General features: G+C 64.7%; 19 protein-coding genes and 2 pseudogenes. 12 read left to right on the top strand and 9 right to left on the bottom strand.

Annotated elements, in window-relative coordinates:
* Window positions 1-9 precede the first annotated feature (9 nt).
* Window positions 10-435: a type II toxin-antitoxin system HicB family antitoxin gene (locus BLV47_RS12155; protein WP_092313838.1), complete on the top strand. Its 426-nt coding sequence runs from the start codon at window positions 10-12 to the stop codon at window positions 433-435.
* Window positions 436-1277: 842 nt separating this feature from the next.
* On the opposite strand, the gene BLV47_RS12150 is transcribed toward BLV47_RS12155, so the two are convergent.
* The 4 genes from BLV47_RS12150 to BLV47_RS12135 all read right to left on the bottom strand — a co-directional run bounded on the left by BLV47_RS12150 (window position 1278) and on the right by BLV47_RS12135 (window position 5390).
* Window positions 1278-1823, bottom strand: a complete 546-nt coding sequence (locus BLV47_RS12150) for a hypothetical protein (RefSeq protein ID WP_092313835.1) — start codon at window positions 1821-1823, stop codon at window positions 1278-1280.
* Window positions 1824-2011: 188 nt separating this feature from the next.
* Window positions 2012-3445 (bottom strand): RtcB family protein, encoded by a 1434-nt coding sequence (locus tag BLV47_RS12145; RefSeq protein WP_092313832.1) that lies wholly within the window; start codon window positions 3443-3445, stop codon window positions 2012-2014.
* 198 nt (window positions 3446-3643) lie between these two features.
* Entirely contained in the window at window positions 3644-4429 is a 786-nt protein-coding gene (locus tag BLV47_RS12140; protein ID WP_092313829.1) for a hypothetical protein, read from the bottom strand.
* A 136-nt stretch (window positions 4430-4565) separates the two neighbouring features.
* A complete protein-coding gene (locus BLV47_RS12135) occupies window positions 4566-5390 on the bottom strand; it encodes a hypothetical protein (protein ID WP_092313826.1) in 825 nt (274 codons plus the stop codon).
* Between the two features lie 227 nt (window positions 5391-5617).
* On the opposite strand from BLV47_RS12135, the gene BLV47_RS12130 reads away from it, so the two are divergent.
* A complete protein-coding gene (locus BLV47_RS12130; RefSeq protein WP_092313823.1) occupies window positions 5618-6190 on the top strand; it encodes a type 1 glutamine amidotransferase family protein in 573 nt (190 codons plus the stop codon).
* Window positions 6191-6235: 45 nt separating this feature from the next.
* Here the strand turns inward: BLV47_RS12130 and BLV47_RS12125 are convergent, their stop codons facing one another.
* Window positions 6236-7033, bottom strand: a complete 798-nt coding sequence (locus tag BLV47_RS12125) for a hypothetical protein (protein WP_092313820.1) — start codon at window positions 7031-7033, stop codon at window positions 6236-6238.
* Window positions 7034-7438: 405 nt separating this feature from the next.
* On the opposite strand from BLV47_RS12125, the gene wecB reads away from it, so the two are divergent.
* A complete protein-coding gene (gene wecB, locus BLV47_RS12120; RefSeq protein ID WP_092313817.1) occupies window positions 7439-8605 on the top strand; it encodes a non-hydrolyzing UDP-N-acetylglucosamine 2-epimerase in 1167 nt (388 codons plus the stop codon).
* A 134-nt stretch (window positions 8606-8739) separates the two neighbouring features.
* Here the strand turns inward: wecB and BLV47_RS12115 are convergent.
* A pseudogene (locus BLV47_RS12115) lies at window positions 8740-9876 on the bottom strand (TerC family protein); the annotation flags it as partial.
* 219 nt (window positions 9877-10095) lie between these two features.
* Between BLV47_RS12115 and istA the strand changes: the two are divergent.
* Window positions 10096-11781: an IS21 family transposase gene (istA, locus tag BLV47_RS12110; protein ID WP_062838241.1), complete on the top strand. Its 1686-nt coding sequence runs from the start codon at window positions 10096-10098 to the stop codon at window positions 11779-11781.
* On the top strand, window positions 11669-12418 hold the full coding sequence (istB, locus tag BLV47_RS12105; protein WP_062838242.1) for an IS21-like element IS1474 family helper ATPase IstB: 750 nt from the start codon (window positions 11669-11671) through the stop codon (window positions 12416-12418). The genes istA and istB overlap by 113 nt, the downstream gene beginning before the upstream one ends.
* A 94-nt stretch (window positions 12419-12512) precedes the next feature.
* On the opposite strand, the pseudogene BLV47_RS12100 reads toward istB, so the two are convergent.
* The 3 genes and pseudogenes from BLV47_RS12100 to BLV47_RS12090 all read right to left on the bottom strand — a co-directional run.
* Window positions 12513-12950 (bottom strand): annotated as a pseudogene (locus BLV47_RS12100) (TerC family protein); the annotation flags it as partial.
* A 342-nt stretch (window positions 12951-13292) separates the two neighbouring features.
* A complete protein-coding gene (locus tag BLV47_RS12095) occupies window positions 13293-13670 on the bottom strand; it encodes a VOC family protein (protein ID WP_092317198.1) in 378 nt (125 codons plus the stop codon).
* A gap of 75 nt (window positions 13671-13745) precedes the next feature.
* The gene (locus BLV47_RS12090; RefSeq protein ID WP_208605260.1) at window positions 13746-14627 is read right to left on the bottom strand and encodes a LysR family transcriptional regulator; all 882 of its coding nucleotides are present in this window, start codon (window positions 14625-14627) and stop codon (window positions 13746-13748) included.
* A gap of 104 nt (window positions 14628-14731) precedes the next feature.
* Here BLV47_RS12090 and BLV47_RS36185 point away from each other — a divergent pair, with 104 nt between their 5' ends.
* The 7 genes from BLV47_RS36185 to BLV47_RS12065 all read left to right on the top strand — a co-directional run bounded on the left by BLV47_RS36185 (window position 14732) and on the right by BLV47_RS12065 (window position 23477).
* Complete coding sequence (locus tag BLV47_RS36185; protein WP_167365652.1) at window positions 14732-14881, top strand: hypothetical protein; 150 nt, start codon at window positions 14732-14734, stop codon at window positions 14879-14881.
* Complete coding sequence (locus tag BLV47_RS12085) at window positions 14878-16419, top strand: MFS transporter (protein WP_092313811.1); 1542 nt, start codon at window positions 14878-14880, stop codon at window positions 16417-16419. Before BLV47_RS36185 ends, BLV47_RS12085 begins: the two co-directional genes overlap by 4 nt.
* 43 nt (window positions 16420-16462) lie before the next feature.
* Window positions 16463-16624, top strand: a complete 162-nt coding sequence (locus BLV47_RS36180; protein ID WP_167365651.1) for a hypothetical protein — start codon at window positions 16463-16465, stop codon at window positions 16622-16624.
* 128 nt (window positions 16625-16752) lie between these two features.
* Entirely contained in the window at window positions 16753-17202 is a 450-nt protein-coding gene (locus BLV47_RS12080; RefSeq protein WP_092313808.1) for a PTS sugar transporter subunit IIA, read from the top strand.
* 230 nt (window positions 17203-17432) lie between these two features.
* Entirely contained in the window at window positions 17433-19181 is a 1749-nt protein-coding gene (locus BLV47_RS12075; protein WP_092313805.1) for an efflux transporter outer membrane subunit, read from the top strand.
* Between the two features lie 12 nt (window positions 19182-19193).
* On the top strand, window positions 19194-20390 hold the full coding sequence (locus tag BLV47_RS12070; protein ID WP_092313802.1) for an efflux RND transporter periplasmic adaptor subunit: 1197 nt from the start codon (window positions 19194-19196) through the stop codon (window positions 20388-20390).
* Window positions 20391-20399: 9 nt separating this feature from the next.
* Complete coding sequence (locus BLV47_RS12065) at window positions 20400-23477, top strand: efflux RND transporter permease subunit (protein ID WP_092313799.1); 3078 nt, start codon at window positions 20400-20402, stop codon at window positions 23475-23477.
* Window positions 23478-23526 lie beyond the last annotated feature (49 nt).

The raw sequence follows: 23526 nt of genomic DNA, 5'->3' as shown, positions 1-23526 counted from the left end.
GGAGTGACCATGTACGACTACGCCATTCGCTTCGAGCAAGACCGTGCACCGGGAGTGGCGGTCTTCTGCCGCGATCTGCCCGAATTCAATAGCTTTGGCGATGATCCCGAGCACGCCATCAACCAGGCCATCGACGCGCTCGAAACCACTCTGTCCCTTTACGTCGATCAGCGCCGCGCCATTCCCCCGGCCTCCGCGCCGCTACCAGGGGAACAGGTCATTCATTTGCCAATGGTGACCGTGGCCAAGATAGCGCTGTGGAACACGATGATGGAGCGGGACATGCGCAAAGCCGATCTATGCCGACTGCTCGGAGTCCACCAGGCCCAGGGAGATCGCCTGGTAGACTTTCTACACAGCTCCAAAATGGAGCAGCTGGAAAATGCCCTGGCAGCCCTGGGTAAACGTCTTGCGGTATCAGTGGAGGCGGCATAGCCCGTAAAGCATTCGGCCAACGCCTACGCCTTGACGGTCAGAATCGGCGAAAACCGTGATGTATCGCGGCTAGCGGAACAACACGCGCTGCAACTGCCAGAGCCCTACCCCAAGGCACCGCCAAGGCTCCTGCTCTGCCCTGCTTAGATCTGATCTGATTTGCTTGGCTTTGGCTTTGGCTTTGGCTTTTGATCTTCAAGGCCCTGTCAACCACGATGGCCGCACGCAGGCATTGATCCGTGGCTAACCCGGCAGGACGCCGGGTTAGCCGCCATCCGGCCAGGGATGGCCGGTGGCGGCGGCCCACGGATCAATGCTGGAGTGCGGGCATGCCTCGCTATGCGAGGCACCGAGTGGAGGGGCAAGCGTTTTTGGTTCCTTTTTAGACGACTGTAAAAAGGGACTCGCCGTAAGGGCGAAACCGCCAGTGGCCGCAATCACAGCAATGGATATGTACACAGTCCCTCGCTGTAAAAGCGAAACCGTCAGCAGCGGCACCCGCAGCAACGGATATGTACGCGCCCCTCACCGTAAGGACGAAACCTACAGCAGCAACGGATATACCCCAAAATCCGCGATATTAGGGATTACGACCGCTGCGCGCTCGGGCGGGAGCAAGCTCCCTCGCCACAAAGGTTGTGGCCATAGCAGAGGACTAGGGGTTACCGCAGCAACAAGCACTTACTACGCCAGATACTCCGGCGCCCTCAAGGCAGCCTTCGCTGGCAAGCCAGCTCCTACAACAGCGAGCCGCACCCTAGGCGTCCCCCATGCGCCTGAATTTTTCCGTTACCCATGTGGGTGAACTCCTCCCACACAGCCAACCTCAAGCCCAAAAGCCATCAGTCAACATCAGCAACACACAGCACCCACCACAGATTCCGCGCCCCCTGGCAGGCGACATAGGCAGAAGAAATCGTCGAGTCCCTCGTCAACTCAGACCAATCAGGGCTATCGAACCGATACACCACCAGCTCGGAAAACGGCGCCGGAAACACCGCCTCCAGCGCCTCGGCCACCAAGGCCCGGGCCTTGACCAGAGGCAATCCGGCAGCGCTCCCGTGGCATCCACCCCGCAGCACCACCGCCAGCAACGAGCCCTCGAACTCATATCGATTCAACATGGAAAAAGGCCCGAACTCAGGCTCGACCTCCCCGATGGCCGTCGAGCTGGCGAGGCCGCTGAAACGCTCGAGAAACTCGGCCAGTCGCTGCCTCTCACCCAGCACCTTGATGGCGGGATCGGGCTTGAAGAAACAGGACACCACCTCCCCACACTGGGCAAGCACGGCAAGCAGTTCGGCAAGGGGTTGCTTGTCGACGACAAACTCGCTGGCAGCGGTCAATGGCGCTACCGCATCGTGCTTCAGGTTTTCATCTTGATTCATGCTTAAGCACCCGAGGTTGATCACAAACAGGCAAACACCCTAGCGGCTATCGCACCCTGGGCTTTTGCGACCGCAGATAACTGCGACGGCGCCGCTCTGAGCGAACAGGCCGGGGGGCGACAATGTATCGACCGCACAGTTGCACGGCAAACCCGAAAGCCATCAACGCCCCCGCCAGCCCAGCGCTCTTACGCCTTGAAGGTCAGAATCGGCGAAAACCGCGCCATCACCGACACCGTGCCCTCTTCCACCTGGGACTGGATCACCTGGCCGATTTCCTTGTAGGCCCCCGGTGCTTCCTCGATCATCCGTTCCTCCTTGGTGGTGATGCACTCCACACCCTGCAAGCCGAGGAACGCCTTGTCCTGCTTGGCCTTGAACACAATCTCGCTGCGCGACATCGAGCGCCCGGCACCGTGGCTGGCCGAACGCAGCCAGCGCTCATTGCCCAGGCCGGTGAGCAGGTAGGAGTCATGCCCCATGCTCCCCGGAATCAGCAACGGCTGCCCGGCGTAGGCCGGTGTCGCGCCCTTGCGATGCACGTTGCCGTCTTCTTCGCGCAGCACGATGTTGTGCGGCACATCGACAATCAGCGGCGCTTCGATGCCCGCACCGAACACCTGCCGGGTGCGCTGGCGGACCATTTCCGCGATCAGCGCGCGGTTGGCATCGGCGTAATGGGCAGCGCTGTGCATAGCCAGCAGGTACTCGTCGGCCATCTCGCCAATCAGGGCGAAGATCTTCGAATCAGGATGCTTGATCCCCGCCGGCCACAGGGCCTTGGCCTTGTCCATCCAGCGCCGCCCGACATAGAAGCCCACATCGCGGGAGCCGGTGTGGATCATCATCACCACCTGCCCTACCGACAGGCCCTGGGCGAAACAGGCCTGGCGATCCACCAGTTCGGTGACCACCTGGATCTCGACAAAGTGATTGCCGCCACCCAGGGAGCCCAGGCCCGGGTCACGGAGGATTTTGCGCGACAGATCCTGCAAGGCTTCCGGCGCGTAGTCGGCGCTACCCCGGGCGAACGACGACTCATGCAGGCCCGACAGCTCACGTTGCAGCTGGGCGAAATCCGCCCCGGCAAACAAGCCGATCGGGTCCTGCTGCTGCACCTGGGCCCAGAAGTCCCCGAGCCCGGCCTGAAACAGCGCAGTCATGGCCATCGGGCTGGTAGGAATGTTGCGCGTACCTTCCAGCAGATCGCCGCGCACCAGGGCGGTCCACTTGGCTTTCTGCGCCATGAACTGCTCGTAGTTCAGACCCAGCTTGTGCAGGCGCATGCCGCAATTGATGTCGGTGCCGATGGCTTGCGGCACCACCAGGTCGTGGCTGGTGACAATCACGCTGCCCACCGGAATCGGGCTGCCGGTGTGGAAGTCCGGCGTGGCGCAGGCGCACTTCACTTCGCCGCCATGGGGGTGAGCCACCTTGGCGAAATCCATCAGTTGCAGGACGGCTTTTTCTTCAATGGCAAAGCTTTCGGGCAGCAACAGATCCACCTTGAGCCCGGCGTCGTTGATCGAAGAGATGGAGAGGGAGTTGGAATTCAGGCGTTCGATGGCCACCCCGGAACGGGCGAGCTTGTGCTGAATTCTTTTCAGAGGAGTCTTGGTCATTTTCAACTGCTTTTCTTGGACGCAACAAAACAACCACCCGGTTGGTGGCTGGAATTGTCTGGTCAGCAGCGAAACTTAGACGGCGCGGATGATGGGGGAATGACGCAGTGGATGTAAATAGACCGGGGGAATTTATTTGCCCAGGCGCCCGGGAAGGCGCCTTCGCCGGCAAGCCGACTCCTACCGCGCGGCGTGGCGTCAGTACGGTGCCGGGCCGCCACGCCACGGCATGTATTCCACCAGCACCTCACCGCGACTCTGGCCGCCGGGCTGGCTGAGAAAGTCCGGCATCTGTCGCAGATCCAGCTGCAGGCAGCGCTGGGTCAAGCGTTGGCGCAAGGCGATATCAGCCTTGAACGCTGCTGGCCGGAGCGCGCTGCGTTCCAGGTTCACCAGGCATTCCTCGACCCGCCCCTGGGCATTGGCGCTGTATTGAAAGCGCGCCACGCCGATGCTGTCGATGCCCGACCCGGCAACTGCCTGCTCCCAGAAAAAACGGCTTTGCTGGTAGCGGCTGGACCTCAGCCGATAGGCTTGCTGCTCACGGCTGGACAGTTGGCTGAAGCGCGGAAACTCCAGGTCGGCAATCGCCTTGATGCCGTCCTCATCGCCGAAGGCCTCGGGCGCGGCAGCAGGAAACAAGGTGTTCCAGCACACCTGGCGGGCCAGCCGCAGCAGAGTCGGGGTGGCCAGCGCCTGTGAGGTATCTGCGCCGCGGCCCGGTCGCACCGTGCAGTCCAACACTTCGTTCTGCCGATTGAGCTTGATCCGCAACTCCACCGCGCCAGTCAGGCCCTGGGGGTTGGCGGCCATGATGTCACGCCTCAGCACTTCGCTGATGGCGGCAGAAAACTCCAGGCTTTTCCGGGTTTCCAGGGCCTGGGCGGCGATCTGCTCCGGGGTCTGGCTCTGGCAGGCGCTCAGGGTCAGCAAGATCGGAATCAGCAAGGCCAGGGTCGTGGTGCGCAAGAATGCTAGTGGCATGAAGGGGTGACTCATTGATCAATGACGAGGAACAGGGGCGATGCCCCACGCCCCAGAAAAAGGCCGGCTCATTCACTGAACGAACCAAGAGCCAAAGCTTTAGTGAAAGCTGCTCAGCGAGGCGCAGTAACCAGGCTCAACCTTCGGTGCCGCTTGCCTGCGGTAGCTGCGCGGCCTTGTTCGGCCCGCCTTTCCACGGCGTGTAAAACACGCTGGCATGGATCGGCTGCACCTTGCCCTGATCGACCGCAAAACCCGGCATCTGCCGCAGGTCCAACTGCTCACACAGCTGGGTGACGCGATTGCGCAATTGATTGTCGGGCTTGAATGACTCGGGTCGGTAGCGCACCGCCCGCAGGTTCACCCAGCACTCCTGGACCCGGCCCTGGGGGTCGGCCTTGACCTCAAAACTGGCGACCCCGACGCTGTCCACCGGCAAACGGGCCAGCGTGTGCGTCCAGAAGAAATGGCCTTGGGCGTATTGAGCGGCATTGAAGGCAAACTCCTTCAACTGCTCAGGCTCCAGGGTCAAGCGAGGGAACATCAATGTCCCTTTGACCTCCAGCAGGCCATCAGGCTCAAAGGCGGCGGCGGGCGCCAAGGGGAACACCGTGTTCCAGCAGACGCCCTTGAGCATCTCGCCAAGTTTCGGGTTGTAGGGATAGGCCCTGGCGTCAGGCAAGGGGCTGCTCTGCGCTGCACAACCGATGACCTGATTCTGCCGATTGAACTGCATGACCAGTTCCACGCTGCCCATCAGTTGCTCGGCGTTGGCCCTGAGGCTTTCGCGGTACAGCACCTGCTGCACAGAGTTGGCATAGAACTGCGTCTCCAGTTGTCGTTGCTGCTCTTCCTGGGACGGCGGGGTGCCAGGCAAGTCCGACTGGCAAGCGGACAGTGCCAGAAGCAGGCCGAGCAGGAACCCGCACCGCGCCGGGGTTCTGTTCAGACAGTTGTACATGTTCAGTTCCTTTGATGGGTTCACTCACGAACCGTCCTGTTCTGCGTTCAATGACCTCAAGAGGCCGGATCCTAAGGCAACATCCACGTTAAAAGCCAACGACACGACCGCCGCCGCTCCAAGCTCGCGATTGGCAGCGGTGCCGTAAAAGCTTCTCCAGCCACCCGCCGAAAATCAGGTTACCCTGTCGCTCCCCACCCACACCTAAGTCCAAGGAAGGAAGCTCCATGACCCGTGCCATCACCCTGCTCAGTGACAACTTCGCCGACTGGGAAACCGCCCTGATCAACGCCACCGGCCGTGGTTTCTACGGTTTCGACTGCCGCTACGCCACCCCCAAGGGCGCCGTCGTGACCTCTATGGGCGGCCTGCGGGTGACCCCAGACCTGGCACTGGATGACATTCATCTGGATGAAGTCGACCTGCTGATGGTCTGCGGCGGCACCATCTGGCAAAGCGCCAATGCACCGGACATTGGCGACCTGCTGCGCGCCGCCCAGGCACGCCACATCGTGATCGCCGCGATCTGTGACGGCACCCGCGAGCTGGCCCGCGCCGGGGTACTGGATGCGCTGAAACACACCTCCAACTCGGCGGCCAATCTGTTGGCGGTGAACTATGGCGGCGCCGCGTTCTATCAGGATGTGCCCCACGCCGTGGCGGACCAGCGCGTGATCACTGCCCCGGGCAGCGCCCCGGTGAGCTTCATGGCGCAGATTCTCGCCACCCTGGGCATCAACGACGCCAACCTGACCGCCTATCTCGCGATGCACGCTGCGCAACACCGCGCGTCGCAATGAATCGGCTGCCCATAGGCGGCTGGCGGGCCAAGGCGCTTGCCTTGCTCAAGGCCGCTTCGGCCCACCCCTCCAGGGGCTGTATTGCAGTTCGACGAGGAATCGATCGCCCACCGTCTCCGAGGCGAAAAAACCCGGCATCTGCCGGATATCCAGGGCCGTGCAACGCTCTTGCAGACGCTGTACCCGTTCAGGGTCCGGCTTGAAGTCGCAGGCTCTGGCGGCAATGGCGGACAATCGCACCTGACAAGCTTGCACCTGTCCCTGAGCGTTGGCGTGGCCCTCGATCCGGGCGCTGCCCAGGCTGTCGAGGGTCTCTGCGGCGAACAGTTGCCGCCAGAAATACTGCTCTTGCGCCTTGTACTCGCGCACCGTCTCGCGAATCTTCTGTTCCTCCACGGGCAAGCGACCAGGAGGAGTGACCACCACCGGCAACACCACCTCAAGATTGGCTGCGGGCCGGCCTGAGAACAGCTGCGGTTCGGCCCTGGGGAACACCGAATCCCAACAGATCCGCTCCACCGCCGCGGCCACCAGGCGATTATCCGGATAACGCGGCAACGGGTATTCGGGGAGTGCCTCGGTGCTGCAGGCCACCATCCGATTCAGCGGATCGATCACCGCTCGCAGCGACACGCCGCCGGACCAGCCATCGAGATCAGCGCTGCGCACGCCCTGTTCCAGCACCTGACGGAATTCGTCGACAAAGCGCTGGTAGCGGCGTTGCTGCTGTTGCTCCGGCGTCTCTGGGGCGGCGGTCTGGCAAGCGGCCAGCGCCAGCAGGCCAGTCAGCATCAGCGCCGCCAGAACGGCGCGGGTAAGGTCGATCGAGAAGCGGGCGTGCACGGTTCACTCCATGAAAAAGGGCCTCGGCCCCTGGACCTGAAACAGGCTGCTGCGTCACAGGGGCGTTGAGCATAAAGGCCGGCGCGAGGTCTCACAAAATTTTCTGCGCAGGAAAACGCCAGCATGCACCCAGGCCTCGACCTGATGGGCCCAACTGATCCAAGGCCTGGGGTATACGCCATGGAACCATCCCCGGGGCTGTGCCAGAGGCAACATGACTGGGTATTTTTCGCGACGTTTTCCAACCTACTCCCACCTCCTTTGCCAGCCGCGCACCATCAGCCCTCTCATTCTTGGCTCTCGTGCTTGAGCGTGACTCTCTCGGTTTGCTGGTTGGACAAGAACGGTTCCCACTGCTTTCATTCACAGCCTGGTCCAGCTGCAGTGCGCTCAGGGAGTGGTTCAATGCCTTTTAAGATCATGATGGTTTTTGGAACGCGCCCGGAAGCAATCAAAATGGCGCCGCTGGCCCGGGTGCTGAGGCACTGGCCCGGTCTGCAACTGCATATATGCTCCACCGGGCAGCACCGGGAAATGCTCAAGCAGGTCCTGGACGCCTTCGAACTGCAAGTCGACCAAGACCTGGAAGTGATGACCCACGGCCAATCCCTTAATGGCCTCTCGCAACAGTTGCTGAAGCACCTGGACATCACCCTCGAACGCCTGCAACCGGATATCGTCCTGGTCCATGGCGATACCACCACCAGCTTCATCACCGCCCTCGCCGCCTTCAACCGCCAGTTGCCCATCGGTCATGTCGAGGCCGGGCTGCGTTCGGGCGACCTCAGGACGCCCTGGCCCGAGGAAGCCAACCGGCGCCTGACCGGGGTCATCGCCGACCTGCACTTCGCTCCGACCGCCGAGGCCAAAGCCAACCTGCTGCGGGAAAACGTTCCCGCGGACAGCATCGAGGTCACCGGCAATACGGTGATCGATGCGCTGCGCTGGATGCGGCAGCACCAGCAACAGAGCCAATGGAGCCCCGCCATCGATTCGCCCCTGGCGGTGCTGGAACACAACCGGCGCATGGTGCTGATCACCAGCCATCGCCGGGAAAACTTCGGCCAGGGTGTCCGCCATATCTGCCAGGCCCTGGCAATCCTGGCCCAGCGCTATCCGGATGTGCAGTTCGTCTACCCGGTACACCTCAACCCACAGGTACAGAGCGTGGTCGGTGACCTGCTCTCGGATACGCCCAACATCTACCTGATAGCGCCTCAGGACTATCAGCATTTTGTCTGGCTGATGGCGCGCTCGTACTTGATCCTCAGTGACTCCGGCGGCATTCAGGAGGAAGCACCCGCCATCGGTAAGCCGCTGCTGGTGCTGCGGGAGGTGACCGAGCGACCGTCGGCGCTGAAAGGAGGCACGGTGCTGCTTGTGGGTACCGACCGCGAGCGCATTGTGCGGCATGCCTCAGAACTGCTAGACAATGCACAACTCCATGCCCGCATGAGCCGGGTGCACAGCCCCTATGGCGACGGCCACGCCAGCGAACGCATTGCCCGCCGCCTGGACAACTGGCTCAAGGCCCAGCCCCGGCCCAACAAGGCATGCGCCTTGCCCGCATAACCAGAGAACGACCCGCTCAAGCAGGTCAACGGCGCCTGAGCAAACGCCAGCGGCGACGATATGCATAAGCACATCGCCGCCGACATCCCATCAGGGGCAGAGGCGCGGCCAGGGCTGGCGCCCTCGCCAATCGCTCAGTCCGCGACCTGCCGCGCCAGCAGCACCTGGGTCACCCGGCGCTCTTCCACGGCCTTGACCTGAAGCGTCCAACCGCCCCACTCCACTCGGTCGCCCTTGATCGGCAAGCGGTCCAGCAGGCTCATCACCAGGCCGGCCAGGGTCTGGTAGTCCTCGGTGGGCTCGGCGCCAAAGCCGGTGCGCTGACGCACCTGCGGCAGGTTCAGCGCACCGTTGACCAGAAAGCCGCCCTCTTGCTCCACCACGTCCGGTCCCTCGATCTCACTGGCGTCCGGCAGCTCGCCAGCGATGGATTCGAGAATGTCGGTCATGGTCAGAATGCCCATGAAGTCGCCGAATTCGTTGATCACGAAGGCGATGTGGGTCGACGCCTTGCGCATCTGCTCCAGCGCGTTGAGGATCGAAAAGCTCTCCAGCAGGTTGATGGTCTTGCGCGCCAGGTGCTCAAGGTTCGGCTGGTTGCCCGCCAGGTATTCCTTGAGCAGCTCCTTCTTGTGCACAAAGCCCAGGGGTTCATCCACCGCGCCATCGCGAATCAGCGGCAGGCGCGAGTAGGACGAATGCATCAGCTTGGTCCGAATGCTTTCCGGGCTGTCGGTCAGGTCAATGCAGTCGACTTCGGCGCGCACCGTCATCAGGCTGCGGATCGGCCGCTCCGCCAGTTGCAGGACGCCGCTGATCATCACCCGCTCGCGGCGGTCGAACAGCTCGCGGCTGGGCGTCTCGCCATCTTCCAGCAGATCGGCAATCTCCTCGCCCACCTCTTCCGCCGCCAGCTTGCGTCCGCCCAGCAGGCGCATCACCGCATAGGCCGTGCGCTCACGCATCGGACGCAGGCCCTGCATGGATTTCTTGCGCCGAGCCCGGGCGACCTGGTTGAACACCTCGATCAGGATCGAGAAGCCGATGGCCGCGTACAGGTAGCCCTTGGGAATATGGAAGCCCAGGCCCTCGGCGGTCAGGCTGAAGCCGATCATCATCAAGAAGCCCAGGCACAGCATGATCACCGTCGGGTGAGCGTTGACGAAGCGGGTCAGCGGCTTGCTGGCAACGATCATCACAGCGATGGACACCACCACCGCGATCATCATCACCGCCAAGTGCTCGACCATGCCCACCGCGGTGATTGCGGATTTCGGAGCACCGTGACCGGCCGTTTCGGTTGATCGTGACCGGTCATTTCGCTAACGCGTGACCGCTCATTTCGGTAGCAACGTGACCGATTTTCCGCCTGTTCCGAAACAGGTGGTCACGGCTTACCGAAATCGCCGGTCACGACTTAGCGAAAGCCTTCCCCTTCGTTGCGCATGACCTGATGCGCCGCCATCCTCGACCGATTTCGGGAGAGGAAGATGGCGGCGCCGCGAGTAGCCATGCGAAACATCAAAGAATGTCTGCGCCTCAAGTTTGAGGCCGGCTTGTCCCACGAGAAGATTGCCCGTGCCTTGCAGCTGTCCAAGGGCGTGGTTAGCAAGTACATCGCGGCGGCGCGGGTGGCCGGGCTGGACTGGCCGGCGCTGGTGGCCATGGACGAGGCCGCGCTGGCGGCCGCCTTGTTTGCACCGACGTCGACGAACAAGCCGCGCGGTGAGCGAGTGCTGCCCGATGTGCTGAGCATCCACCGCGAGTTGCGACGCAAGGGCGTGACCTTGCAGCTGCTGTGGGAGGAATATCTCGCCGCGCATGCGGGCCAGCCGACCTACCGCTACACCCAGTTCGTCGAGCACTACCGGCGCTACGCCCAGACGCTCAAACGTTCGATGCGTCAGCTGCACCGTGCGGGCGAGAAGCTATTCATCGACTATGCCGGGCCGACGCTGCCGGTGGTCGACCCGGCCACCGGCGAAGTGCGCCGGGCGCACATCTTCGTCGCCGCCCTGGGCGCCTCGAATTACACCTATGCCTGCGCGACGCCAGGCGAAACCCAGGTGGACTGGCTGACCTCGCTGGGCCAGGCTCTGACCTACTTTGGCGGCGTGCCGGAAATGGTTGTGCCGGACAATCCGCGCGCCCTGGTCGCCCAGCCGGATCGCTACGAGCCGGGCCTGAACCGGGCCACGCTGGAGTGCGCGCGTCATTACCAGACGGTGATCCTGCCGGCACGGCCACGCAAGCCTCAGGACAAGGCCAAGGCCGAGGTGGCGGTGCAGGTGGTCGAGCGCTGGATCATGGCGCGGCTGCGCCATCGGCAGTTCTTCAGCCTGCATGCGCTTAACCAGGCCATCGCCGAGCTGCTGGAGGATCTGAATCGGCGCCCGTTCAAGCGGCTCGATGGCTGCCGGCGCGACTGGTTCGAGCGCCTGGATCGCCCGGCCTTGCGAGCGCTGCCGGTGCATCCCTACGAGGTCGCCACCTTCAAGCGCTGCAAGGTCAGCATCGACTACCACATCGAGGTCAATGGCAGCTTCTACAGCGTGCCCTCCGCCCTGGCCCGGCAGAACGTGGACGTGCGACTGACGGCACACACCCTGGAAGTGCTGCATGGCAACCGGCGGGTGGCCAGCCACCTGCTGCTGGGGCGACGCGGCGCTTACAGTACCCAGCGCGAGCACATGCCCGCGGCGCACCAGGCGCATCGCGAATGGACGCCACAACGCCTGCTCGACTGGGGCGCGCGGATCGGCCCCTACACGCGCCAACTGATCGATCACCAACTGACCCACAAGCCGCACCCGGAGATGGGCTACCGCGCCTGCCTCGGCCTGCTCTCGCTGGCCCGGCGCTATGGCAATGCACGCCTGGAAGCCGCTGCCGAACGTGCCGTACACCTGCGCGCCTTCACCGGGCGCAGCGTGCGCAACCTGCTCCAGCAAGGCCTGGATCAACAGCCGCTGCCCCAGCGTGCCGCCGAAACGACCTTACCCGGCGACCACGAGAACGTCCGTGGCGCCGACTACTACCAACCCCCGCAACAGGAGCTGTTCGATGATGCCGCAACACACCCTGAATCAACTGCACCAGCTACGCCTGGACGGCATGGCCCGCGCCCTGGAAGAGCAATGGACGCTGCCGGCCAGCCACAGCCTGAGCTTCGATGAACGCCTCGGCCTACTGCTCGACCGCGAACTGGCCTGGCGTGACAACCAGCGCCTGGTACGGCTGCGCAAGAAGGCCAAGCTCAAGTACGCCAACGCCTGCCTGGAAGATCTCGACCGCCGCACCGGACGCGCCCTGGACGAGCGTCTGATCGCCACCCTGGCCAGTGGCGACTGGATCCGCCAGCAGCACAACCTGCTGCTGACCGGCCCGACCGGTGCCGGCAAAACCTGGCTGGCCTGCGCCCTGGGCAACCAGGCCTGCCGCCAGGGCTATAGCACCCTGTACCTGCGCACCCCGCGCCTGCTGGAACAACTGCGCATCGCTCATGGCGACGGCAGCTTCGGCCGTACCCTGCAACAGCTGGCAAAGGTCGACGTCCTGGTGCTGGACGACTGGGCGCTAGCCCCGCTGGAGGAAGGAGCCCGGCATGACCTGCTGGAGGTGATCGACGACCGCGCTGGCAGCCGCTCCACCATCCTGACGAGCCAACTGCCCATCGAGCACTGGCACGGCTGGATCAACGACCCGACCCTGGCCGATGCCATCCTCGACCGCCTGGTGCACAACGCCTACCGACTGACGATGAAAGGCGAGTCGCTGCGCCGAAAAAAAGCCGAGGAACAAGCCGCATCGTGACCGATGCGATTACAATCCAGAACCCGCGCAACCGGGGTGGAAGCACCGGTCACGTATTAGCGAAACGCTCGGTCACGTTCACCGAAATCCGCACGGTGATCACCGCGTCCAGGGAGAACACTGCATCGAGCACCACAATCTGCGCCACGATCGGCCAGAACAGGGCGTAAGTGGTGCTGCCCGCGCGCTGGCTGACATGGCCCTCCAGGCGTTCGTGCAACTCCATGGTGGCCTTGAACAACAGGAACACACCGCCGAACAGCATGATCAGGTCACGGCCGGAGAAGCTGTGCCCAAGCACTTCGAACAGCGGCTGGGTCAGGGTCACCATCCACGAGATGCTGGCCAGCAGGCCCAGGCGCATCAGCAATGCCAGGGACAGGCCGATCAGCCGCGCGCGGTCACGCTGCTCCGGCGGCAGCTTGTCCGCGAGGATGGCGATGAACACCAGGTTGTCGATGCCCAGTACCAGCTCCAGGACGATCAGGGTCAACAGGCCAAGCCAGGCCGTGGGGTCTGCAATCCATTCCATAACGACTCAAGTTCTCCGGAAAATTCAAACGGCCAGACGCGAGCGAGCGCCAAGACGCAGGAACTGCGAGATCTTGGGAGCGGGCTGGTCAGAAAAGGATGTGGCAAATGCCAGAAAAGTGCGGCCGGGAGAATGGCTGCCTGAAGAGCAAGGCCTCAGTGCGAGCGAATGGCGCGATAGGTCATGGGGCGAAACAAGGAAAGAGCGCCGACTGGGGGGCTCCGAGAGCGTGTTCATGCAAGTCCTGAGTGAAAAAACGGACTTGGAGATTACAGCCAGGACGGGCCGATTCCCCAGCGGGAAATCATTACAAAACTTTATCCGGCATCCCCCTGGCCGGTGCTAGAGCAGCTCGGAAATCTCGATCAGGTTCAAGTCCGGATCCCGCAGGTACACCGAGCGGATCGGCCCCGTGGCACCGGTGCGCGGCACTGGCCCTTCGATGATCGGCCAGTTGACCCGCTGCAGGTGAGCAATCACCTGCTCCAGGGGCACGCTGGCGATAGAGCACAGGTCCAGCGCCCCCGGCACCGGCAGGTGGGCCTTGGGCTCGAATTCCTGACCGCGCACGTGCAGGTTGATCTTCTGATTGCCGTACTTGAAGGCCTTGCGCCCTCCGGCAAAGGTTTCCAGGCCCATCCCCAGCACCCGCACATAGAAGTCCTCGGCAGCCACGGGATCGACGGTGGTCAGTACCAGATGGTCCAGGTGATCAAGCATCAACGGCATAACTCCTGAAGGGTAGGAAACGGCCCGGGGATTATGCGCGCCGGGCGCGCCCTTGAACACGCGCTATCAAGCCTTGCGCCGGTACTCGCGACGCACCTGCTCGATGTAGCGCACCACCGCCGGCGCCTGTTCGAAACGCCGGTGAATCAACGACAGCCAGGAACTTGCCGAGCTGCCGCCGATGGGCCGGTACACAACGTTGGGCAGGTTGACATGGCCCACCACCGATTCGGGTACCACCGCCACGCCCTGCCCCAGGGATACCAGGGCCAGTACCGCCACCAGGCCACCGGGCTGGGCGCCCAGTTTCGGGGCATAGGCCCCCTGGGCCGCGACCTGCAAGGTGCCGCTGATCTGTTCCGGAAGGATGAAGGTTTCATTGAGCAGGTGCTCGGAGGCGATCTGCGGCAGGCGGCACAGCCAGGACTCGGCGGACAGCGCCAGGACGAAGCCTTCAGCGTCCAGGGCAATGGCCTCGACGCCCTCGGGCAGGGTCATGGGCGAACGGATGTAGCCGACATCCAGGCGCCCGTCGGCGACCCGCGCCGGCAGGGTCGCCATCGGACACTCCCGCACATTCAGGCTGACGTCCGGACAATCGCGGCTGAAACCCTGCACCTGCTTCTGCAGCAACCCGCCGTACACCGCCGACGCCACATAACCCAGCTCGATATGACCGATCTCGCCCCGTCCCGCGCGCTGGGCATTGCGCTGGGCGAACTCGAACTGGCGCACCGTGGCTTCGGCCTCCATGAGCAAGGTGGCACCGGCTTCGGTGAGGCTGACCTCGCGCTGCTGACGCACGAACAGGCGGGTGCCGAGGGCTTTTTCCATGTCCTGGATCTGCCGGCTCAAGGTCGGCGGGGCAATCCCCAACTGCTCGGCGGCACGGGTGAAATTGCGTTGCCGGGCCACGGCGAGGAAGTAGCGAAAGTGGCGAATTTCCATAAACGGCATTAGCTCAAAGGTAATGAACTGGCGCTTGGCGGCTAACAAAAGCCCGCAAAGCCCGGGATAAGCTGGGCGGACCTTCACAGTAGAGAGCCTCTGCCATGTCCGTCAAACCGCTGTTTCCGGCAATGATCGTCTGTTGCGGCCTACACAACGCCGTGGCCGGGCACACTCGACTCGGCATTGCCTACAAAGCAATCTGCACCCCGGACACTCCCCACAGCCTGCGCAACCGGCGGACTGCGCCATGAGCCGCCCCGTCAACCCGCGGGCAACCCTGCTGACCGCTTCCGGGGTCTGCTCGCTGATCGTCCTCGACACCAACATCGTCGCCGTCGCCCTGCCGAGCATCGCCCGCGACCTGGGGGCCAACTTCGCCGATATCGAATGGGTGGTCAGTGCCTACATGCTGGCCTTTGCCGCCTTGCTGCTGCCGGCGGGCAGCCTGGCCGACCGCTTCGGGCGCCGAAAGACCCTGCTCTGCGGCCTGGGCCTGTTCATCCTCGCTTCCCTGGGCTGCGGCGCCGCCCCCAATGCGCTGCTGCTGGACATCGCCCGAGCCTTCAAGGGCGTGGGCGCGGCGCTGCTGCTGACCTCGGCCCTGGCTTCCATCGGCCACACCTTCCATGACGAGGTGGAGCGGGCCAGGGCCTGGGCCTTCTGGGGCGCTTGCATGGGCATGGCGATGACCGCCGCGCCCACGGTCGGCGGGCTGATCACCGAATACTGCGGCTGGCGCTGGATCTTCTACTTCAACCTGCCGGTGGGCGCCCTGCTGTTGTGGAGCGTGCTGCGCAATGTGCCCGAATCCCGAGATACCCAGGCCGCGCGCCTCGATCCCTGGGGCAGCCTGGCCTTCAGCGCCAGCCTGCTGTGCCTGATCTGGGGCCTGATCGAAGCCAATCGCATCGGCTGGGGCCACCCGGCCACCACCACCCGGCTGCTGGCAGGCGTCGCCCTGCTGGGCCTGTTCGTGCTGATCGAACGCCTGCAACGCCGGCCCATGGTGGATCTGCAGCTGTTCCGTCATCCGCGTTTCATCGGCGCCCTGCTGGGCATGTTCGCCTACGCCGGCTGCGCCCAGGTGATGATGACCCTGCTGCCCTTCTACCTGCAGAACGGCCTGGGCTTCTCGGCCATTGCCTCGGGCCTGGGCATGCTGCCCTTCGCCCTGACCATGCTCATCTGCCCACGGATCGGCGCGCGCCTGGCAGGACGTTATGCTCCGGCAACCCTGATGGCCGCCGGGCTGACCCTGGTCGGCGGCGGCAACCTGCTCAGCGCCTGGGCGGTGCACAGCGGCGGCTACCTGAGCTTCGCCCTGGCGATTGCCGTGACCGGCGCCGGGGCCGGCCTGCTCAACGGCGACACGCAGAAAAACATCATGGCCTGCGTCCCCCGGGAGCGCACCGGCATGGCCTCGGGCATGAGCACCACCATGCGCTTCAGCGCCATCATGCTGGCCATCGGCGTGTTCGGCGCGCTGCTGGCCAGCCATACCCAACAGCTGTTGCAAGGCAGCCTGCGGCAACTGCCCGGCAACTGGACGCTATACGCGCCGGACATTGCCTCCCGCGTGGTGGCCGGGGACATGCCCGGCGCCCTGGCCGGCCTGCCACCACAAGCCCGGGCCATGGTTGAGCCCCTGGCGCAGCAGGCGTTTGTCGGCGGCTTCGGGCTGGTGCTAGCGGTAGCGGGCCTGCTGGCCCTGCTAGGCGCCCTGGTGGTCGGCCGGCTGATGCACAATCCCCTGCCCCAGGCGCAAGGGCTGGCCCTGAAGCTGGAGTAGCCGCCTGGTACCCGCTGCCGCACGTTCGGCAGCGAGTCCCCCCTTGCTCCAGTCAATGGGCATCCACATGCCGGTACAGGTTTCGCCGTCGATCCTGATCCGTGTTGATGCTCCGCCAGGCCTGCTCAAGACTCTGATTTCCAGCAGCCTGCTGAAAATCCGCGAAGCGCACCGACGGCTGCACCCGGCCCAGGCCATGGGCTGAAAGGCAGCGACTTCAGGGCCCGACGCCGACCTAAAAAGTTCGTAAAGAATGCTGGGGCCGCCCCCGTCGTGTCCGGCAAATGCGCTTCAATAAAGCTCACGCCAAGCCTGAAACTCCCGGAGAACAGCATGAGCAAGCTTGCCCGCTACCTGCAGGTCGAAGACATTCTCCTGGCCGTCAACGTCTCGAACAAACAGCGCTTGTTCGAGCAGGTGGGCCGTCATCTTCAGGAGACGCGACAGTTGCCCGGCGATGGGGTCACGGCCAGTCTGTGGCGCCGGGAGCTGGCCGCCAGTACCGCGATCGGCGATGGCGTGGCGCTGCCCCATGCCCGGTTGGCGGAACTGGACGCCATCCACGCCCTGTACCTGCGGCCGCAGAGCCCCATGGCCTTTGCCGCCCCCGACCACCAGCCGGTGAGCGATATTCTCGTGCTGCTGGTGCCCGCCCCCGCCGATCAGCAGCACCTGGACTTGCTGGCGGACACAGCGCGGCTGTTTTCCAACCCGCGCTTTCGCCTGGCGCTGCTGCGCTGCAAGGAGGCGCTACAGGTCAAGCAACTGTTCGATCACTGGTAGGGGTCAGCGCCGTCGAGCAGGCGCGGGGCGATGGACACCGATGGAGATAGCTCCAGGCCACCGATCGCCGCACCGCACAAGATTTCCTCTATTGGCGGTTAGTCCACTCATCCATTAACGTTCATGGCACCTCGCGCAGCGCGCTGCTTGAGGGGGGTGCCTGTCCTGCGCTTGGCCCGGCAGCCAGATGGCCGTTGAAACCTCTCACCGATCGATCCATTCGAGTGATTATGAAAGAGCGACAGCTGCCGCCCCCATCCCCCGGCGGCCGGCCACCGAGCAACGGCCGCGCCGGTCGAAAACCCACCCGACACCCTGTCCTGTTCGCCTTCGCCCTGCCGCCCTTGAGCCTGATCTGCAGCGCCTGGCTGGCCGGCTGCGCGGTCGGGCCGGACTTCACTCGCCCCGAACTCGCCGCAGACGCCGGCTACAGCGCCACGCCCCTGCCCGCCAGCACGGCCTCGGCGCAGATCGCCAACGCTGGCACGGCGCAGCGCTGGGTGGCCGGCATGGACATCCCCGGGCAATGGTGGACGCTGTTCCGCTCACCCGAGCTCAACACCCTGGTGGAGGAAGCACTGCGGGCCAACCCCGATATCGACGCCGCCCAGGCCGCCCTGCGCCAGGCCAATGAGTTGCTGTATGCCGAGCAGGCTTCGCTGTTCCCGTCCCTTGGCGCCTCGCTGTCGAAAACCCGGGAAAAAGCCTCCGCTGCCAGCGCCCTGGGCACCAGCGGCGCGGCGGCGGCCGGTGGCTCGTCAGGGCAGATCTTTACCCTCAACTCGGCGTCGTTGACTGTGTCCTATGCCCCCGACGTGTTCGGCGGCAACCGCCGGCAGATCGAGGCCAGCGGCGCCCAGGTGGACTACCAGCGCTACCAGCTCGAAGCCGCCTACCTGACCCTGAGCGCCAACCTGGTGAACAGCGCCATCAGCCTGGCCTCGGTGCGCGACCAGATCGCCGCCACCGAAAGCGTGATCGGCCTGCAGAGCGATCAGCTCGAGCTGCTGCGGGCGCAACGCCGGCTCGGGGCCATCGGCGACAGTGACCTGCTGACCCAGGAAGCGACGCTGGCCCAGACCCGCGCCACCCTGCCAGCGCTGCAGAAGCAACTGGCGCAAACCCGCAACCAGCTGCAGGCCTATTTGGGCCGTTTCCCCAGCCAGGACCGCGGCGAGCACTTCCAGCTGGCGTCCCTGCACCTGCCCGAGGAACTGCCCCTGAGCCTGCCCTCGGCGATAGTCGAGCAACGACCCGACGTGCGCGCAGCCGAGGCCCAGTTGCATCAGGCCAGTGCCGAGATCGGCGTGGCCATCGCCAATCAGTTGCCGCAGTTCAGCATCACCGGCTCCCTGGGCTCCACGGCGCTGGCCGGCACCCGGCTGTTTTCCTCGGGCACCGGGGTCTGGAGCCTGGCCGGTTCGATCACCCAGCCGATCTTCGACGCCGGGGCCCTGGAGCATCGCAAGCGCGCCGCGGTGGCCGCCTACGATGAGGCCGCCGCGCGCTATCGCAGCACGGTGATCGCCGCCTTCGAGGATGTGGCCAACGCCCTGCGCGCCCTCGAAGCCGACGCCGAGGCCCTCAAGCAGCAAGTGGCCGCCGAGAGCGCCGCGCGCCAGAGCCTGGACCTGGCCCAGGCCCAGTACCGCCTGGGCGCGGTGGGCTACCTGAACCTGCTCACCGCCCAGCAGACCTACCAGAACGCCATTGTCGGCCGGGTCCGGGCCCAGGCCGCCCGCTACAGCGACACCACCGCACTGTTCCAGGCCCTGGGCGGCGGCTGGTGGAAACGCCACGATGTCGATCCTTCCAGCCTCGGCAGTCCCGACCGTTTCGGCTGGCCGTCGCTCAAGGAGATGTATCCGCCGGCCCCTGCGCACGACCGCGAGCACGCTCAAGTCGGGGCCGCAGCGACCGGTATCCGCACCTTGGCGCCCGCGCCGGCCGCCACCACCCGACCTGCACCCTTGCCCTAAGTGAGATCCGCCATGGCCGACGTCAATTCCAGCTCCGCCACCGCGCACCCCGCCGCGGCTCCGCAGGCGCCGCGCAAGCGCCGCCTGCTGCGGCCCATGCTGATCATGCTGGGTGTGGTGCTGCTGATTGTCGCGGTGATCGGCGGGGTCAAGTTCGCGCAGATCTCCAAGCTGATCGCCCAGGCCAAGGTGCCTCTGCCACCCGCCGTGGTGACCGCGCTCAAGGCGCAATACGAAGACTGGCAACCGAGCCTCTCGGCCGTCGGCTCGATGAAGACCGTGCGCGGGGTGGACGTCACCACCGAGGTCGGCGGCATCATTCGCAGCATCGGCTTCAAGCCCGGCCAGGAAGTGGCGGCGGGCGACCTGCTGGTGCAGTTGAATGCCGACGCCGACATCGCCCAGTTGCGCGCGCTGGAGGCCACGGCCAACCTGGCCGGCACGGTACTCAAGCGTGACAGGGCGCAGTTGGCGGTGAGCGCGGTGTCCCAGGCCCAGGTCGAAGCCGACGAGGCGGACCTCAAGGCCAAGCTCGCGGCCGCCGAGCAGCAGCGCGCGCTGGTGGCGAAAAAGAGCATCCGCGCGCCCTTCGCCGGCCGTATCGGCATCACCGGGATCAACCTCGGGCAATACCTCAATCCCGGAGACAAGATCGCCAACCTGCAGACCTTCGACCCCATCTACATCGACTTCAACGTGCCCCAGACCCAGGTGCAGCAGGTTGCCATCGGCCAGAGCGTCACGGTCAGCGCCGATGGCCTGCCCAAGCAGAACTTCAGCGGTCGGGTCAGTTCCATCGACACCCAGTTCGACCCCAATACCCGCAACGTCACGGTGGAAGCCACCATCGACAACCCCAAGCGCAGCCTGGTGCCGGGCATGTTCGCCCGGGCCGTGGTCGCCTTCGGCGGCACCCAGCGCTACCTGACCCTGCCGCAGACCTCGGTCACCTACAACCCTTACGGCACCACGGTGTTCATCGCCACCCAGAAGAACAACGAGCAAGGCGAGGCGCTGTTCACCGCGCAGCAGACCTTTATCGAAACCGGCCCGACCCGGGGCGACCAGGTGGCGGTGCTGTCCGGCGTCAAGGAAGGCGACCTGGTGATCACCAGCGGCCAGATGAAGCTCAAGAACGGTTCGCCGGTGAAGATCGTCGACCGCGACGCGCCCTTGAACGATCCCTCCCCGACGCCACAAGAACACTAGGGCCCGGCCATGAATTTCACCGACACCTTCATCAAGCGCCCGGTCTGGGCCGTGGTGGTTTCGCTGTTCATCCTGATCCTGGGTCTGCGCTCGATCTTCGAGCTGCCGGTCAACCAGTGGCCGCGCACGGAAAACACCGTGGTGACCATCAGCACCTACTACTACGGCGCGGATGCAGCGACGGTGGCCGGCTTCATCACCCAGCCCCTGGAAGCGGCCATCGCCCAGGCCCAGGGCATCGACTACCTGTCCTCCTCCAGCATCACCGGGCTGTCCACCATCACCGCGACCCTGCGCCTGAACTATGACTCGAGCAAGGCGCTGACCGAGATCAACACCCAGGTCAACTCGGTGAAGAACCAACTGCCGGCCCAGGCCCAGGAACCGGTGCTGACGGTGGCCGTAGGCCAGACCACCGACGCCATGTACCTGGGTTTCTACAGCGACACCCTGGCCACCAACAACATCACCGATTACCTGGTGCGGGTGGTCAAGCCCAAGCTCGACTCCCTGGAAGGCGTACAGACCGCGGAGATTCTCGGCGGGCGCCAGTTCGCCCTGCGCGCCTGGCTCGATCCCGACAAGCTGGCGGCCCACAACGTCACCGCCCAGGACGTGGCCAGCGCCCTGGCCAGCAACAACTACCTGTCCGCCGTGGGCTCGACCAAGGGCCAGATGATCACCGTGGACCTTACCGCCGGCACCGACCTGCACACGGTGGACGAATTCAAGCGCCTGGTGGTCAAGCACAACGGCGACGCCCTGGTGCACCTGGAGGACCTGGGCAACGTCACCCTGGGCGCCGAGAGCTACAACAGCAGCGTGGCCTTCTCTGGCAAGCGCTCGGTGTTCATCGGCATCAAGGCGGCGCCGACCGCCAACATCCTCAATGTCGCCGAGAACGTGCGCAAAGCCTTTCCCGACCTGCAATCGCAACTGCCCGCCGGGGTGCGCGGCGAGATCGTCTACGACTCCACGGCCTTCATCAACACCTCGATCTACGAGGTGGTGAAGACCCTGGTGGAAGCCATGATCATCGTCTCGGTGGTGATCTACCTGTTCCTCGGCTCGTTCCGCGCGGTGATCGTGCCCCTGGTGGCGATCCCGCTGTCGCTGGTGGGCACCTTTTTCGTCATGTACCTGCTGGGCTACTCGATCAACCTGCTGACCCTGCTGGCCCTGGTGCTGGCCATCGGCCTGGTGGTCGACGACGCGATCATCGTGGTGGAGAACGTCGACCGGCACATCAAGGAAGAAGGCCGCGGCGTGCTGGACGCGGCGCTGCTCGGGGCCCGTGAACTGGGTGGCCCGATCCTCGCCATGACCGTGGTGCTGATCGCCGCCTACGTGCCCATCGGCCTGCGCAGCGGCCTGACCGGGGCGCTGTTCAAGGAGTTCTGTTTTTCCCTGGCCGGCGCGGTGACGGTGTCGGCGGTGATCGCCCTGACCCTGTCGCCGATGATGACTTCGCAGCTGTTCAAGGACGGCCAGGAAGAAGGCCGTTTCGCCAAGCGCCTGGACCGTTACTTCGACTGGCTGCGAGGACGCTACCATCGAGTGCTGGCGGCCGGGCTGGATAGCTGGCCGGTGCTGGTGACCTTCGGCTTCCTGCTGTTCCTGCTGGTGGCCGCCAGCGGCATGACCGCCAAGAGCGAGCTGTCGCCCACCGAGGACCAGGGTCTGGTGTTCATGCAGATCAAGGGCGCGCCCACCGCGTCGCCGCAGCAGATGGAGCGGATTGCCGACCAGGCGTTCCAGATCGCCAACAAGGAGCCCGAATACCTGCAGATGTTCCAGCTCACCGGACTGCCGTCGCTGAACCAGGGGCTGGGCGGGGTGCTGCTCAAGTCCTGGGAGGACCGCAGCCGCACCCAGGCGCAGTTGATCCTCGACCTGCAGCAGAAATGGAACCAGGTACCCGGCGCCGCCATCGCCGCCTTCCCCCTGCCGTCACTGCCAGGGGCCCAGGGCCTGCCGGTGCAGTTCGTGATCAGCACCACCGAATCGGTGGCCAACCTCAACGAAGTGGCTCAGGCAGTGCTCGCCGAAGCCACCAGGCAGAAGCTGTTCTGGTTCTCCGACCTCGACCTCAAGCTCGACAAGCCCCAGGCCAAGCTGGTGGTGGACCGGGAAAAGATCGCCGCCCTGGGCATGACCCAGGCCGACGTCGGCGCCGCGCTGTCGGCGGCCCTGGGGGGCAACTACGTGAACTACTTCTCCACCGCCGGGCGCTCCTACCGGGTGATCCCCCAGGTGCTGCAGGTGGACCGCCTGAACCCGCAGCAGATCCTCGACTACTACATCCGCACCCCGTCAGGAAGCATGATCCCGGCCAGCACCGTGGCGCATATCGAGACGTCCACGGAGCCGGAGTCGATCAACCACTTCCAGCAACTCAACTCGGCCACCCTGTCCGGGGTCAGCGGCCTGTCCCAGGGCGAGCTGCTGGCCAAGCTCAAGGGCATCCTCGAACAGGTGGCGCCCTCGGGCTATTCCACTGACTACGCCGGCGAGTCACGGCAGTTCATCCAGGAATCCGGAGGCTTCGTCGGCTTGCTGCTGTTCTCGATCCTGATCGTCTACCTGGCCCTGGCGTTCCAGTTCGAGAGCTACCGCGACCCGGTGGTGATCCTGTTCTCGGTGCCGCCGGCGCTGTTCGGCGCCCTGGCCTTCATCACCATGGGCTTTGCCTCGATCAACGTGTACACCCAGGTCGGGCTGGTGACCCTGCTGGGTCTGATCACCAAGCACGGCATCCTCATCGTGCAGTTCGCCAACCAGTTGCAACTGGCCGGGTACAGCAAGCGCGAAGCCATCGAAGAGGCGGCGGCGGTACGCCTGCGGCCGATCCTGATGACCACCGCGGCCATGGTCCTGGGGGTGGTGCCGCTGGTCTGGGCGTCCGGCGCCGGGGCGGCGGGCCGCCACGACATGGGCCTGGTGATCTTCGCCGGGCTGTCCATCGGCACCCTGCTGACTCTGTTCATGGTGCCGGCCATGTACCTGTTCATTGGCACCACTCACTCCGCGGCCACCAGTACGGCACCAGGCCCGATAGCAGTCGAGGAAGGCGCGCCCGGGGCCTGAGCCGGCCCCCGAAGTGGCTGCCGCCTTTTTCCGAGCCCCGAGCCACATC

The organism is Pseudomonas saponiphila, from assembly GCF_900105185.1.
Lineage (GTDB): Bacteria > Pseudomonadota > Gammaproteobacteria > Pseudomonadales > Pseudomonadaceae > Aquipseudomonas > Aquipseudomonas saponiphila.
Note: the sequence above shows the minus strand (reverse complement) of the source record. Positions and strands in the feature narration are given on the sequence as shown.

Coding starts and splice junctions, on each gene's coding strand:
- BLV47_RS12065 (WP_092313799.1), top strand. CDS start 20,400: ATGAATTTCACCGACACCTTCATCAAGCGCCCGGTCTGGGCCGTGGTG.
- BLV47_RS12080 (WP_092313808.1), top strand. CDS start 16,753: ATGAGCAAGCTTGCCCGCTACCTGCAGGTCGAAGACATTCTCCTGGCC.
- BLV47_RS12135 (WP_092313826.1), bottom strand. CDS start 5,390: ATGTACAACTGTCTGAACAGAACCCCGGCGCGGTGCGGGTTCCTGCTC.
- wecB (WP_092313817.1), top strand. CDS start 7,439: ATGCCTTTTAAGATCATGATGGTTTTTGGAACGCGCCCGGAAGCAATC.
- istA (WP_062838241.1), top strand. CDS start 10,096: ATGGCGGCGCCGCGAGTAGCCATGCGAAACATCAAAGAATGTCTGCGC.
- BLV47_RS36185 (WP_167365652.1), top strand. CDS start 14,732: ATGTCCGTCAAACCGCTGTTTCCGGCAATGATCGTCTGTTGCGGCCTA.
- BLV47_RS12090 (WP_208605260.1), bottom strand. CDS start 14,627: ATGGAAATTCGCCACTTTCGCTACTTCCTCGCCGTGGCCCGGCAACGC.
- istB (WP_062838242.1), top strand. CDS start 11,669: ATGATGCCGCAACACACCCTGAATCAACTGCACCAGCTACGCCTGGAC.
- BLV47_RS12130 (WP_092313823.1), top strand. CDS start 5,618: ATGACCCGTGCCATCACCCTGCTCAGTGACAACTTCGCCGACTGGGAA.
- BLV47_RS12070 (WP_092313802.1), top strand. CDS start 19,194: ATGGCCGACGTCAATTCCAGCTCCGCCACCGCGCACCCCGCCGCGGCT.
- BLV47_RS12155 (WP_092313838.1), top strand. CDS start 10: ATGTACGACTACGCCATTCGCTTCGAGCAAGACCGTGCACCGGGAGTG.
- BLV47_RS12085 (WP_092313811.1), top strand. CDS start 14,878: ATGAGCCGCCCCGTCAACCCGCGGGCAACCCTGCTGACCGCTTCCGGG.
- BLV47_RS12150 (WP_092313835.1), bottom strand. CDS start 1,823: ATGAATCAAGATGAAAACCTGAAGCACGATGCGGTAGCGCCATTGACC.
- BLV47_RS12095 (WP_092317198.1), bottom strand. CDS start 13,670: ATGCTTGATCACCTGGACCATCTGGTACTGACCACCGTCGATCCCGTG.
- BLV47_RS12140 (WP_092313829.1), bottom strand. CDS start 4,429: ATGCCACTAGCATTCTTGCGCACCACGACCCTGGCCTTGCTGATTCCG.
- BLV47_RS12145 (WP_092313832.1), bottom strand. CDS start 3,445: ATGACCAAGACTCCTCTGAAAAGAATTCAGCACAAGCTCGCCCGTTCC.
- BLV47_RS12075 (WP_092313805.1), top strand. CDS start 17,433: ATGAAAGAGCGACAGCTGCCGCCCCCATCCCCCGGCGGCCGGCCACCG.